Here is a 13249-nt window from a genome sequence, read left to right on the forward strand (position 1 = left end):
CCGGTCGCGCGCGCGAGCAAGTGGCGGCACCTGCGCAACGCTCATTTGAGCACCCTGTTTTTCATCAGGTAGTAACCATCGAACACGATTCTGGCCAGCATGTGCCTGCGATGGCGATGCAGCACGTCCTTGCATGCGCGAATGCGCGCGCCCACGATGGTTCTGGCCGTGTGGCGGGGATTGGCCATCATGCCCCAGTGCGAGCGGTAGATCGTGAGTTCGTCCATGCTCACCGTTTCCCCGCGCAGCCGCTCCTTGTAGTCGAAGGCGCCGCCGCCCAGGTACAGCCGGCGCGCGCCGCGCGCGATGAGTTCACGGATGGTCTCGTGCGCGCACAGCGTGCCCAGGCTGTAGCGCTCGTATCGGCTGTCATACGCAGTCACCTCTCCGAAGTAGTGCTCGCCCGTCCGGTAGGCGATCGAGCCGGCCGCCACGCAGTCGTCCACCAGGACCACGGTGATGAAGCCGCAGCGCCTGGCGAGGGCAGCGATACGTTCCCGGTCGTAGTGCAGCTTGACCTGGCGAGCATTGATTTTCGCTTCGCTGAGCTGCATGATCCTGAGCAGCTGCGCATCGTCGATCTGCTCTCCGGTTCGGAATTCCACACGCAGGGACGGCAATTCGCGACGTGCCTTGTTGCCCTTGTATTGGATCGTCGTGCGCGTGGATCGTCCCAGGCCCGCCATGTACTCCTCGATCGTCGCGGGAAACGAGATGCAGAGCGTATCCTTGGCGTGGTATTGCTGGAACGGAAAGTCGCAGTGGCGCATGGGCGCCTTCACCGCTTTGAACCGGACCAGGTCGACTTGGGGGAAGTGCGCAAAGGCGTAACGCACAAAGCGCAGCACTTCCTCCCGCTCGACCTCGATCATTTCATTGACCACCTCCAGGCAACTGCCGTCGAGCGAAAACAGGAAAATCGCAAGCGGGCGGCCCCGCCTCCTGCACACATAGCAGCTCAGTCCCCGCGTAGAGCGGAAGATCTCGAAGAACGGCAGCGAGGAGTGCAGAATCCCATACAGCGCGACCAGATCCTCTTCGATAAAGGAAGGGATCTCGTTGCGGTAGCAGGCGATCGTGATGTCCTGGTCCTGCCGCGCGCCGGCGCTCATGATCCCGCCTCCCGCAGGCCCACTGGCGGAGACTCCCCATCACGCCGCAATGGAGCACGGTCGATAGCGGCAAAGCCGTTTGCCTCGAACATCTGGCGCAATTCCGGATTCCAGCCGCAGTCGACCGCGATCGGTCCGTCCATTCCCCGGCGCCGCAGCTCGTGCAGCAAGCTGGCGATGAAGTCCACCACGCACGCCCTGTCCGCGAATTCCGGGTGCCGGTACAGGTCGAACAGCAGAATGGCGCCCTCGCGCCCGTCCGTGACCGGCCGCAGCTCGGGCGGCAGGGCCCCTGCGGCGCCAATCGCCAGCCAGCAGCAGACGAGCAGCTTTCCGTCCTTCGCGAGACTGTAGAGCTGGCGCGAGTGTTCCATCCTGCTGATCGCCTGACGCTGGAACTGCCAGTAGCCGAGCGGCGCACCCGCTTCGTCGAAACAGAGGGCATCGGCCAGCCGGTTTCGGGCTAAAGCCGGGCGGAGCGTGTCGCCTGGCGCGGCACCGGCCTGTCGCACCAGCCAGCCTGCGGCAAGCCGTCCGTGCGGGCGGCCCCGTACACAGTCGACCACGCACGCGCGCCAGCGCCGCAGCATCTCCGGGAAGGCAGCGCGTATGGCCGAGAGGTCGGCTCTGCGGAGGCCAGCAGCGCGCAGGCCCGCCTTTGCGCAGTGAAGCGCGGCGCTTCGCACCTGGCCTGCCAGGCGCCGGGTCCCGCTGCCGTACGCGACCAGTTCGAAGACAAGGTCGTGCCCTGTGGCGAAATGTTCCTTGTACTCGTCACCGCCGGGTGTCAGGTCGAACAGCGGCATGCCTTCCTCGGCGAGGCGGACCCCGAGCATGGCGAGCAACAGGTGGCCCGGAGAATGGGCGGCATAGACGGGCGAGTGGGTGTTGAGCCCGAGGTGCACGGCGCGCCCCGGACTCAGCAAGCCCACATGGGAGGCCGCGACCTCACCGTCGATGGTGAGTACCGTGACGTGCAGCAGGCCCCGCTCGTGCAGCGCGAACAGGAAAGGCAGCTTGCGCGGGTCGTCCCGGAAGGGCGTCTGGTGGTGCAGCACGGCCTGCCTGAAGTCGTACTGGCTGCGGATATCGTCGGCCACTTCGGCAAAACGCGCGTGGCTGTCTATCTTTTCGAATGCCGGCCGCCCCATTCGTCCCAGCCGGTTGAAGTTCTGGCGATGGTTCTTCTTGCTGCGCTGGCGCGCCATCGCGCTTGCATCCACATGCACCAGCGGCCGCCGGCTGGCGTGGAGCACGCAATGCCGGGCCGCGCCGCCACCCGCGACGCTCCACCCGAGGGGGATCCCGGGAGGCAGATACCTGAGGCGCAGCTCGACTCCGCCGAACGCACGGCGCAGCACGGTGAGCGCTGCGAGGATGAAGCCGTCGGCATCCGCCGGAGACGCCAGCCAGGCATGGTACTCGGCCTGGCGTTCTCCGGCTGCGGTGATGGCGCCGCCTGCCCTGGGCCTGGCAAGCGTCAGCAGCCCCGCCAACCCGCCCTCGGGATAGCGCGCGATGACGACGACGGCAAGGAAGGCGTCATGGTACAGTCGGTACCAGGGCAGGACGAAACCCGGATGCTGGCAGGCGCTCGCCCAGGGGCAGCGCTCGTACAGGGCGCGCCAGTGCTCCTGGAACTCGTCCGACGCGAGCGCGTCCTGCGCCTCGCTTCCGGTCAACAGTATCAGGTTCATGCGACTCCTCCAGCGTCCATACCCAAGACCCGGGCCTGCTGCCTGCCAGACTCGATCTCGTCGATCGCGTCCAGATACCTGGCGATCACGATGTTCACGTCGAACTGCGCAGCGACCTTGGCGTGCCCGTATTCTCCCATCAGGTCGCGTTGCCAGGGGGCGAGCGCCGCCATCCGGAGCATCTTGTCGGCCAGGTCGGCGGCGCTTCTGGCCTGGCACAGGAAGCCGTTGCGGCCGTCGTCGACCACGTCGCGGCAGCCGGCGACGTCGGTGGCGATGATCGGACGCGCCATGGCCGCCGCCTCGAGCAGCGAGTGCGGGACGCCCTCACGGTAGGACGGCAGCACGATGCAGTCGGCCTCCGCCAGGTAGGGACGCACGTCGTCGGTCCGGGCCAGGTGGCGCAGCAGGCCGCGATCTTCCCAGCACCGGATCCGTTCGGCCGGGATCGCGTTCGGATTGTCGGGATCGGCCGCGCCCAGCAGCTGGAAGCTGACATCCGCGCGCTGGCGCAGCACGATCTCGGCCGCAGCCGCGAACTCCTCGACACCCTTGTCCTTCAACAACCTGCCCACCAGCAGGAAGCGGAATCCCCGTCCTCCCGCCACGCTGCGCGGCGCCGGCTGGAAGTGCCCGAGATCGATCCCGGATCCCGGCAGTACTTCCGCTACCTGCTCGCGCGCGAGACCGGCGTCCAGAAAGAGCCTGCGGTCGTCGGCATTCTGGAAGAACACCCGGCGTGAACGGCGCAATGCGTGGCGATACAGGCGCTTGACCAGGCAGCTGAGCAGCGAGCCGTGGAGGAAACCGGTGCCCAGTCCTGCGATGTTGTTGATCACGGGGATCTGCAGCCCGTTGGCGGCGATCGAACCATAGACGTTCGGCTTGATGGTGTAGCCCAGGAAGGCCAGCGGCCGCAGCGACTGCAATACCCGCCGGTATTTGACCAGCAGCGCCAGGTCGCGCCCAGGGCTGGTGCCGTTGGCCTCCATCGACAGTAGCTTGAAGCGGCAGCCCAGCGCCGCAAGCCGGCACGCGTATTCATCGCTGCGCGCCAGGACCATCACGTCGTAGCCGCGCTCGACCAAAGCCCTGACCAGGCCGGAGCGGAAATTGCAGATGTTCCACGCGGTGTTCACCGAGATGACGATTTTCCGGTTCATGGCGGTCTCTCAGTGCAGCTGCGCCGCAGCCGGGGCAGCCGCGGCCAGGCCGGCGTCGCCGAAGGAGCCCTCCAGCCAGGACTGGAACATGAGCACGTCCCACAGGTGGTACTGCCAGTTGCGGCGCCCGGCGAGATGCTCGTCCCAGCGCGAACGGACCGCCTGCGCGTCGAAGTAGCCTTCGGCGCGCAGGCGGTCGGGCGCGAGCAGCGCTTCCGCCCAGTCGCGCAGGGGGCCGCGCAGCCAGTCTCCGACGGGGATCCCGAAGCCCATCTTGGGCCGCTCGATCAGGGCGCGCGGCACGTAACGGTACAGGACCTGGCGCAGCGCCCACTTGCTGCAGCCGTCGTTCAACTTCATGGACTGCGGCAGGCGCCACGCAAATTCGACCACCCGATGGTCGAGGAAGGGCACCCTGGTTTCCAGCGACACGTTCATCGCCGCGCGGTCCACCTTCACCAGGATGTCGTCCGGCAGGTAGGTCAACAGGTCGAGCGCCATCATGCGCTGGATCCCGTCCATCCCGGGAAACGCCGCGGGCTCGCCATTGAGCAGGGTCGTCGGTTCGCGGGCGCCAATCACCAGCGCCGCGGGATCGTCCCAATGGGATACCAGACCGAGATAGAGCTCGTCCATGCCAGCGCAGGCCAGCACGCCGGCGCCCTTGTGCAGCTTGTCGCCCGGATTCGGTCCGCGCAGCGCCCTGGGGGCGTAGCGCCCCAGGCCGCGCAGGAGCGTGTTCCACGTGGCTACCCGCACGCCCCGGATGGCGCCGGCGGCGCCGCGCCGCAGCGGCAGCGGCGCGGCTGCGATGCGGCGCCACAGCCGTGCCGCGAACTGGTAGCGCTGGTAGCCGCAGAACAGCTCGTCGCCGGCGTCGCCGGACATCGCGACGCCGACCTCGCGCCGCGCCAGCCGCGCAACCAGCGAGGTCGGCAGCTGGGACGAATCGGAGAACGGCTCGTCGTGGATGGCCTGCAGCGCGGGCACGAGCTCGCGTGCCTCGGCGGCGCTGACATACAGCTCGGTATGATCGGTTCCCAGGTGGCGCGCCACTTCGCGCGCATAGCGTGCCTCGTCATAGGCTTCCTCATGAAAGCCGATCGAGAAGGTCTTGACCGGCCGCGCCGACTGCGCCTGCATCAACGCCACCACGGTCGACGAGTCGATGCCCCCGGAAAGGAAGGCGCCGAGGGGCACGTCGGCCACCATCTGCATCCGCACCGCGTCGCGCAACAGGGCGTCGAGGCGGTCGACGGCGCGCAAGGCGCCGCCGGCGAACGGACTGCGCACGCCCTCTGCCATTACTTCAGCCGCGGACCAGTATCGCACGGTGCGTGGCGCCGGCCGTTCGGCCGAGACGCTGAGCAGGCAGCCGGGCATCAGCTTGGCGATGCCTTCGTAGATCGAGTACGGCGCCGGGATGCAGCTGTGCCGCATCTGCAGGCACAGCGCGCCGCGGTCGATCCGGTGCTCGAAGCGGGGGTGGGCGCGCAAGGCCTTGAGTTCGGATCCGAACAGGAAGACCGCCGCCCCGCCCTGCCCCTGCCAGCCGTAGTACAGGGGCTTCTCGCCGATCCGGTCGCGGCCCAGGGTGAGCGTGCGCGTTTCGCGGTCCCACACGGCGAATGCGAACATGCCCACCGCCCGCTGGACCGTCCCGCCCACGCCCCACGCCTCGAAGCCGGCGAGCAGGGTTTCGGTGTCGGAGTGGCCGCGCCAGGCCGGCGCCAGGCCGGCACCCTCGAGCTGGTCGCGCAGCAGCAGGTGGTTGTAGATCTCGCCGTTGAAGGCGAGGACGTAGCGGCGCGGCGCCGAATGCATCGGCTGGTGCCCCGCCGGCGACAGGTCGATGATCGACAGCCGCCGGTGGCCTAGCGCCACGCCGTGCTCGGCATCGCACCAGTAGCCGCCATCGTCCGGCCCGCGATGCCGGAGATGGCAGGTCATGCGCACAAGGACGGCCTCATTCGCTTCCTTGCCCTGGAACGGGGTGGCACCCAGAAAACCGGTAAATCCGCACATTACAGCCTCCTTCCCGCTATGACGTTCTCGTAAATGCCTTCGAAGCGCTGGCGCACGCAGGCCATGGTGAACAGCGCACGGACGCGCTGCCGTCCACGCCAGCCCAGATGCGCGCGCCGGTTGGGGCCCTGCGCCAAGAGGTCCCGGACCCCTCCGGCCAGGGCATCCGGATCCGAGCGCGGAACGATCACGCCGGTATCGGCCATCAGGATCCCGACATCGCCGACGTCGGTCGCCACGCAGGGCAGCCCGCACGCCATCGCTTCGCCCAGCACGTTCGGGAACGCCTCGGTACGCGAGGACAGGCAGAAAATGTCCATCGCCGCAAGGCACACTGCAACGTCGGCGCGCTCTCCGAGCAGAGCGAAGCGCCCGGCGCAACCGGTGGCGGCGATCCAGCCCATCAGCTCGGAATTGCTTTCATCCAGGTTCTTGCCGACCATCAGGAAGCGCAGCTCGGGGTGGCTGCGCGCCAGACGCGCCGCCGCCTGCACGAAATTGGCATGGTCCTTGTCCAGGTTGAAGCGGCCGAGGGTGCCCAGCACCACCTGGCCCGGATCAAAACCGCAAGCGTCGCGCAGGCGGCTCCGCTGCTGCTGGCTGGCGCTCAGCGCGGCCAGGTCGAAGCCGTTAGCCACGACCACCATGCGGCGGGCGTCGTAGCCGATCACGGCATGCGAGCGGAGTGCGGCTTCGGCGACGCACACGATGGTGTGGGGAATGCGGCGCGACATCCACGCGCAGGCCCGGCGCACCAGCGCGGTGAGGCGCGCGCAGCCTCCGTCGACGTCGGTGGTGCGAATGCCCCAGATGATGTTGCGGTTTCCCGCCAGCAGCGCGGCCAGTCCGCCGAGGAGGTCGGCGTGGTAGAGCCAGGTCTGGACGACGTCGGGACGCAGGGTGCGGATCAGCTTGACGAGGCGCAGCATGTGCGAGACAGGCGAACGTCGCACGTCGAGGACGACCAGTCCGATGCCGGCCTCGGTAAAGCGCCGGTACATGCCTCCCCCCGGAGTCAGCGCCACGACGGTATGGCTGTACCCGCTGCCGCGGAATTCCTGGATCAGGCGGAACAGCGCCATCTCGGCACCGCCAACCGCCAGTCCGGTGATCACGTGCAGGACGTGACGCCTCATGGCCGGCTCCCCGTCTCGCGGCGCAGTTGCAGGGGCCCCATCGCCTGGGCGGCGCCGCAGTGAGCGGGCGCCTCTGGCGCCGCGAAGTCTCCCATGCAGCGGCTCTCCATCCCGTAGCGCTCTGCCAGGCCGCGGTAATGCTCCAGCAATGCCTCGAGAACGGCCAGGTTCTGTTCCAGGTTGGCGCCAAAGTTGTGTGGATGCCACCACAGGTGGAACACGCCGCCGCTGCGCGCGGCCGCGTTCATCGCCCGTTTCAGCCGTTCCAGGCGCGTCGCCGTCCCGCGGTAGCGGCCCGACCAGGGATACAGGAAAAGGCTGGCCGGAAGGTTCACCAGCGCACCATCGGCCAGCGCATGTACCACCCCGTTTCCGCTCAGCGGCACGAAGGCGTCCGCATAGCGCACCGCGCGGCCGAGCAGGCCGCCCGCCACCGCGTCGCCGTTGCGGTACAGCCAGTGGTGCAGTGTGCCTCGGTACACCTGGATGCCGGCTTCCGGCAGCACGTCCAGGTATTGTTCCACTACCTGGTTGCGCGGGAATACCGCACTGCGGAAACAGACGCCCATCTCTTCGGCCAGGGCCAGCGCGCACGCCAGGTCTGCGGCGAACTGCGCCACGGTGGTGCCCGGCTCCTTGCAATAGAAGTGGCTGTAGGTGTGCGTCGCGAGCTCCTGGCCCGGGGTCGCCAGGATCTGCTCGACCAGCGGCCGTGCGAAAAACAGCGCGGGATGTTCGGAGACCAGCGCGTCGAGCCGATAGGGGTCGATGCCGCAACGCTCGTAGCGCGGTGCGGCCAGCGGCCTGATCGCACGCCATTGGTGATAATCGCGGCACATGATCATCCCCACCGTGGCCCAGGTCACCCTGGCGCCGTAGCGGCGAAACAGGTCCAGCATGCGGGGGATGGCCTCCCACTCGCCCAGGACATTGCGGCCGTAACCTGCTACTTCCTGGCTGTCGCTGACGCCCCAGAACAGCTCGAAGTCGAGCGAGATGACGAAACTTGAAGTGCTCATGACGCTCCCTGTCGAAGCCGGCGGTCTCCGGCGCCGGTGAAGCGCGGCCGTGGCAGGCTCATCGCACTACCCCGCGCCAATACCCGTGCGGCGCGAGCCGCGCGTAGGTCCAGGCCAGCTGCACCGGCCCCGCCGCTGTGGCGCGGGGCGGGGCGAGGGGCCTCGCCAAGGCCTGCGTACGGACGCTGACGATGGCGAAGCTCGCCAGCCAGAAGGTCGAACCGTCCAGCATCGCATGGGTAAACAAGCTCATGAACAGGTACAGGAAGACCATCGCCACCTGCAAACCGCGTTCGGAAAAAAAGCGCCCGCGCCAGAGGATTACCGCCATCCACGCCCACAGGCCGACGCCGAACAGGCCGTATTCGGCTGCCAGCAGAAGCAGCTGGTTGTGGGTACCGCCGCGATGCGACCAGAACTGGGTGGCCCCCGCGCCGGCGCCGAACACGGGGCTGTGCCTGAACAACTCCCAGCTGGCAACGAGCACGTCGGTGCGCTCCTCGGCGCTGTCGTCGCTCAGGCTGAAGCTGGAAAAGAAGTCGAGGCGGGCCAGAATGTTCTCGCTGGCGTCGTCGAATCCGCTGCGCGCATTCAGGTAGCCCTCGAAGGCGCCGAGGCCGGCCATGGCCAGTCCCAGAACCAGCACGACCAGGGGCAGGCTGCGGCGCGGCAGGACTCCGGTGACGGCCAGGATCGGGATCAGCAGCGCCCAGCCCAGGATCGCGGCGCGCGAGAACGTGCAAAGCACGGCGCCCCCCGCCAGCATGCACAGCACCGCGCGCCAGCGCGCCGGCGTAGCGGCGAAGGCCAGGAGCAGTATCAGCAGGATCGCTTCGCCGGCCATGTTCGGATTGATGAACATGGCCGCTGCGCGCCCCAGCACGGCGCCATTGGTATCGAGCGGATAGAACAGACCCGGCGCCAGGAAGTCGAGCAGCACCGCGCCGGGCAACAGCAGCGCCAGCAAAACGGCCGCGCGCAACCAGCTGGTGACCGCAGCCGCATGCACGACGAAGCCGAGGGCGCACACGAACAGAATGTACTGGACGCGGGTCAGGATCGCCGCGCGCCGCGCCTCCATGCTGGCGTCGGCCAGCCAGCTGCCGGCGACGCTCGACCCGTCCGCGAGACCCGCGAGGTGGGCAAGGTTAACGAGCAGCAGCAGGCCGCTCCACAAGGCAAACGGAGACAGCAGGTAGGCGGCCAGCATGCGCCGCTCGAGCAGGACGAGCGGCGCGAGCAGCAGGCAGAGTGCGGCGAATGCGAATTTGGGCAGCAGGCGCGGGTCCAGCACATAGCCGTAGATGGGCAGGTTGGCGTACAGAACCACGACCGCCAGCGCCAGCACGCAGGCCCGGTAGCAGGCGGCGATGCGCCCGCCAGCCGGCTCGTATCGCGGAAGCGGGCGCGGCTCCCATGAATACATGCCCGCCGCGACACTGGCACGCATGTTCATGTCCGCCTCCCCACATGCAGGTCGCGGAACAACGCCTCCCACATGCCGGCTACCCGTTCCAGCGAGAAGCGCTCGCGCGCCTCGCACGCGCGGGCGGCGAAGCGGCTCCGCAGTCCTGGGTCCTCCATCAGGCGCTCCAGGGCGAGGCCGAGTGCGGCGCCGTCTCCGGGCGCGACCAGCAAGCCGTCCACGCCATGCCGCACGATGTCGCGCGGGCCGGTATCGCAATCGACACTGACCGCCGGCAGCCCGTGTGCGAGCGCTTCGGCAAGGCAATTGGGAAAGCCTTCCGAATGCGAGCACAGGACATACAGGTCCGCCCTTGCATACCAGTCGCCGACGTTGCCGGCAATGCCGGGCAGCCGGATCCTGCCCGCGCCCAGCGCTGCGCCCGCAGCGGCTTCCAGCGCCGGCCGCTGCGCCCCCTCCCCCAGGATCACCAGATCCCATTCGGGATGGGCGGGAGCGATCCGCCTGAACACCTCGACCAGGGCGCCGAAGTTCTTGACGGGTTCCAGCCGGCCGACGGCCAGTAGGATCCGGCGCCGCGGCAGGCACATGTCCTGCGGCGCGATGCGCGGTAAATGCTGGGGCAAGGGCCACAGGGCGGCGTTCGGGATTACCGGCACCCGCTGCGCCGGGCAGTGAGCGCGGATCCACGCGGCGCTTTCGCGGGTCTGGGCCACCAGCGCGTCGAGGCGCCGGTACATCCGGCGCCGCAGCGCCGTCCAGACCCGCCCGAGCGGATGGTGCGGCGGGTAGCAGCGCTCCGAGCCGACCGTGCGCATCCGCGCCATGCCAAGGCTGGCAAAAGCGAGCAGCACATTGGGCGTGCTCATCAGCGCGAGCGCCACGTCCGGCCGCGCCGCCGCCAGCACCCTGCGCAAGGCAATGATGCGGCGTAGATTCTGGCTCAGTGCGTCGAGCGCACCCCTGCTGGGTCTGCCAAGGTCGAGCGCGATCCGCTCGACCCCCGGGTCGAGGCGGTGGAAGTCGGCGCGCGCCGGCTCGATGGTCACGATGCTTACCCGCCACCCACGCCCGGCCCAATGGTTGGCGAGGCTCGCCACGACGCGCTCGGCGCCGCCCCCGCCCAAGCTGTTGGTAAAGAGCAGGATCTTCATTGCAGCAACCTGGTCCGCATCCCGTCCCGGCCCAGCGCGACATGGAAGAGCAGCGCGTTTAGCGCATAGGTGAAGGTGGTGGCGAGCGCAATGCCGTTCACCGCCAGATAGGGCACCAGGAGCCAGTTCCCGGCCAGCTTGGCCGCGCAGCCGAGCAGGCCGGACCAGAATACCAGCCGGTAGCGGCGCTGGCTCAGGGCATAACTGACGAGGACCATCGAACAGAAGTAGAATGGGAGCTGGGGCAAGGCGTAGCGCAGCGCCTGCGCTACCCGTCGGGTGTCCTCGGCGTCGAAGCGTCCGCGCTCGAACAGGAGCGCGACGAGCCAGGGCGCGACCGCATGGCATGCCAGCATTGCCACCACGCCCGCCATCAGCATCAGGAACGCCCAGGCGCGGGCCAGGCGCAGCAGACCGGGCCCGTCGCCGCCGCTTCCCGAGAATACCGGCAGCGTGGCACGCGACACCGCAATGGCCGCCAGCGCCAGGACCAACGAAAGGACCCGGTTCGCATAGCCCAGCGTGGCCGCCGCGCCGGCGCCAACGGCAACCGCGAAAAACTGGTCGAACACGGTGGACAGGCTCATGAACGCCTGGCCCAGCAGCATGATGCCGAATCCTTGCCAGAACCACGGCCATTGGGGCGAGCTGCGGGTGAACCGGGGCGCCGCGAACACGCCGCGGCGCAGCGCGGGCGCTGCCAGGACCAACAGCTGGACCGCCAGTCCGGCCACGCTGCCCCAGGCCAGTGGGGCGATGCCGCCTCCCGGCCAGGCCAGCACCGCGGCCATGATGCACAGCGGCGGAAAACACTCGTACAGGGTGTTGACATGGTGCGCCGCCGCCAGCATCCATGCCGATTGCAGGGCGGTCAGAATCCCGAGCGGCAGCATGAGCGCCATGGCTGGCGAGGCAGCCAGGACCACTTCCGCCATCCGCGCCGGCATGCCGCCATAGCCGCGCCCGATGCCCGCATGCAGCACGACCCACGCGATCAGCGCGAGCGCGGCGCCGGTCAGCATCGCCATACCGAGCAACTCGGCGCGAAAGCGCGGCAGTTCCTGCTCCGCCGCACCGCGCATCCGCGCAGCCAGGGGCACCAATACCGCGGTCAGCACGCTGCACCACACGCCAACCGGCCAGGACACCAGGTTGTAGAGGAACTGATAGGCGTCCACCTCCACCGCCAGTCCGTAGCGGAAGGCGACCGCCATCTCCTTGCCGGCGCTCATCAGCTTGCCGAACAGCGCGAACACCGCCACGGTAAACATGCCGCGCAGGATCGCGCCATGGCGCGGGTCGGCCGTGCGCATGCGCAGGTTCAGTGTGCCCAGGAGATTCATCTGCGTCCACCCGCGCGCGCCTGGGCCGTTCAGCCTGCGACGCGATAGCCATTTACCCTGCCGATGTCGGGCGCCGCTTGTGCGGCGGCCATGGCCTCCTGCCCCTGTGCGGCAATCGCGGCCTCGGCGGGCGCCGGTGCCGGGAACGCCTGGGCATGGCGCTTGAGATACGAGGGAACCGTTGCCTCCAGTCCCGCGAAAATGCGGAACTCCGGTGTATAGCCGAGCGCACGCACGGCCTTGCCGATGTCGGCCTGCGAGTGCCGAATGTCGCCGCGCCGAAATTCGGCATGGACCGGTCCCCGCCTCACCGCCACGCCGTAGGCGTGAAGAATCGCCTTGAGGTAGGCGAACAGGCGGTTCAGGCTGGTGGCGTCGTCGACCGCCACGTTGTATATCTCGCTCGTGCAAGGGTCTTGCAGCATGGCGGCCAGCACATTGGCCTGGATGGCATTGCTCACATGGCAGAAGTCGCGGGTAGTGCTGCCATCGCCGTTGATGACCACCTCGCCGCCTGCGATCATGGACCCGATCCACTTCGGAATCACGGCGGCGTAAGCACCATTCGGATCCTGGCGCTTGCCGAAGACGTTGAAGTAACGCAGGCCGACCGAGCCGAAGCCATAGCAACGGGCGAAAACTTCCGCATACAGTTCGTTCACACACTTGCTTACCGCATATGGCGACAGCGGCCGGCCGATACGGTCCTCGACCTTGGGCAGCGCCGCATGGTCGCCATAGGTCGCACTGGAAGAGGCATAGACGAAGGACTTGACCTGCGCATCCCTTGCGGCCACCAGCATGTTGAGGAATCCGGCCACATTGGCATCGCTGGTGGCGACCGGATCGTCGATCGAACGGGGGACCGAGCCCAGAGCCGCTTGGTGCAGCACCACATCGACGCCCTCGACAGCACGCCGGCAGGCCGGCAAGTCACGGATGTCGCCTTCCATGAACCGGAAGCGGTGGCGCTGGGCCGGCGAGAGCACGGACAGCAGGTCGTCCAGATTGTGCCGGTAGCCTGTCGAAAAATTGTCCAGTCCTACGACGCGCTGATCAAGCTTGAGCAGGAACTCGGTGAGGTTTGATCCGATGAAGCCGGCGCAACCGGTTACCAGCCAGGTACGCGGTCGGTCGCGCAGTTCAGCCTGCAGTTTATTAAAATTGTTCATTG

At 68.1% G+C, this 13249-nt stretch carries 10 protein-coding genes; all 10 read right to left on the reverse strand.

Annotated elements, in window-relative coordinates; all coding sequences use genetic code 11:
* Nucleotides 1–41 precede the first annotated feature (41 nt).
* Genes GV068_RS10560 through GV068_RS10605 form a run of 10 tightly spaced genes read right to left on the reverse strand, consistent with a single transcriptional unit; the run spans nucleotide 42 to nucleotide 13247 of the window.
* Nucleotides 42–1112 (reverse strand): GNAT family N-acetyltransferase, encoded by a 1071-nt coding sequence (locus GV068_RS10560; RefSeq protein WP_159697279.1) that lies wholly within the window; start codon nucleotides 1110–1112, stop codon nucleotides 42–44.
* A complete protein-coding gene (locus tag GV068_RS10565) occupies nucleotides 1109–2809 on the reverse strand; it encodes a GNAT family N-acetyltransferase (RefSeq protein ID WP_159697280.1) in 1701 nt (566 codons plus the stop codon). Before GV068_RS10565 ends, GV068_RS10560 begins: the two co-directional genes overlap by 4 nt.
* Complete coding sequence (locus GV068_RS10570) at nucleotides 2806–3972, reverse strand: glycosyltransferase family 4 protein (protein ID WP_159697281.1); 1167 nt, start codon at nucleotides 3970–3972, stop codon at nucleotides 2806–2808. Before GV068_RS10570 ends, GV068_RS10565 begins: the two co-directional genes overlap by 4 nt.
* A 9-nt stretch (nucleotides 3973–3981) precedes the next feature.
* Entirely contained in the window at nucleotides 3982–5997 is a 2016-nt protein-coding gene (gene asnB, locus GV068_RS10575; RefSeq protein ID WP_159697282.1) for an asparagine synthase (glutamine-hydrolyzing), read from the reverse strand.
* Entirely contained in the window at nucleotides 5997–7133 is a 1137-nt protein-coding gene (locus GV068_RS10580) for a glycosyltransferase (RefSeq protein WP_159697283.1), read from the reverse strand. Before GV068_RS10580 ends, asnB begins: the two co-directional genes overlap by 1 nt.
* Nucleotides 7130–8152 carry a polysaccharide deacetylase family protein gene (locus GV068_RS10585; RefSeq protein ID WP_159697284.1) on the reverse strand — a complete coding sequence of 341 codons (1023 nt, stop codon included), beginning with the start codon at nucleotides 8150–8152 and terminating at the stop codon, nucleotides 7130–7132. Before GV068_RS10585 ends, GV068_RS10580 begins: the two co-directional genes overlap by 4 nt.
* 58 nt (nucleotides 8153–8210) lie before the next feature.
* Nucleotides 8211–9608 carry an O-antigen ligase gene (locus tag GV068_RS10590; RefSeq protein ID WP_159697285.1) on the reverse strand — a complete coding sequence of 466 codons (1398 nt, stop codon included), beginning with the start codon at nucleotides 9606–9608 and terminating at the stop codon, nucleotides 8211–8213.
* Nucleotides 9605–10732, reverse strand: coding sequence for a glycosyltransferase family 4 protein (locus GV068_RS10595; protein WP_159697286.1), 1128 nt, complete (start codon nucleotides 10730–10732; stop codon nucleotides 9605–9607). Before GV068_RS10595 ends, GV068_RS10590 begins: the two co-directional genes overlap by 4 nt.
* Nucleotides 10729–12075, reverse strand: a complete 1347-nt coding sequence (gene murJ / locus GV068_RS10600; RefSeq protein ID WP_159697287.1) for a murein biosynthesis integral membrane protein MurJ — start codon at nucleotides 12073–12075, stop codon at nucleotides 10729–10731. The genes GV068_RS10595 and murJ overlap by 4 nt, the downstream gene beginning before the upstream one ends.
* 29 nt (nucleotides 12076–12104) lie before the next feature.
* The gene (locus GV068_RS10605) at nucleotides 12105–13247 is read right to left on the reverse strand and encodes an SDR family oxidoreductase (protein ID WP_159697288.1); all 1143 of its coding nucleotides are present in this window, start codon (nucleotides 13245–13247) and stop codon (nucleotides 12105–12107) included.
* Between the last annotated feature and the right edge of the window lie 2 nt (nucleotides 13248–13249).

The organism is Massilia sp. 9I, assembly GCF_902506415.1.
Lineage (GTDB): Bacteria > Pseudomonadota > Gammaproteobacteria > Burkholderiales > Burkholderiaceae_D > Telluria.

Bases quoted from the DNA above. Each gene is read 5' to 3' on its own strand.
- GV068_RS10560 (WP_159697279.1), bottom strand. From the start codon at position 1,112: ATGAGCGCCGGCGCGCGGCAGGACCAGGACATCACGATCGCCTGCTAC.
- GV068_RS10565 (WP_159697280.1), bottom strand. From the start codon at position 2,809: ATGAACCTGATACTGTTGACCGGAAGCGAGGCGCAGGACGCGCTCGCG.
- GV068_RS10570 (WP_159697281.1), bottom strand. From the start codon at position 3,972: ATGAACCGGAAAATCGTCATCTCGGTGAACACCGCGTGGAACATCTGC.
- asnB (WP_159697282.1), bottom strand. From the start codon at position 5,997: ATGTGCGGATTTACCGGTTTTCTGGGTGCCACCCCGTTCCAGGGCAAG.
- GV068_RS10580 (WP_159697283.1), bottom strand. From the start codon at position 7,133: ATGAGGCGTCACGTCCTGCACGTGATCACCGGACTGGCGGTTGGCGGT.
- GV068_RS10585 (WP_159697284.1), bottom strand. From the start codon at position 8,152: ATGAGCACTTCAAGTTTCGTCATCTCGCTCGACTTCGAGCTGTTCTGG.
- GV068_RS10590 (WP_159697285.1), bottom strand. From the start codon at position 9,608: ATGAACATGCGTGCCAGTGTCGCGGCGGGCATGTATTCATGGGAGCCG.
- GV068_RS10595 (WP_159697286.1), bottom strand. From the start codon at position 10,732: ATGAAGATCCTGCTCTTTACCAACAGCTTGGGCGGGGGCGGCGCCGAG.
- murJ (WP_159697287.1), bottom strand. From the start codon at position 12,075: ATGAATCTCCTGGGCACACTGAACCTGCGCATGCGCACGGCCGACCCG.
- GV068_RS10605 (WP_159697288.1), bottom strand. From the start codon at position 13,247: ATGAACAATTTTAATAAACTGCAGGCTGAACTGCGCGACCGACCGCGT.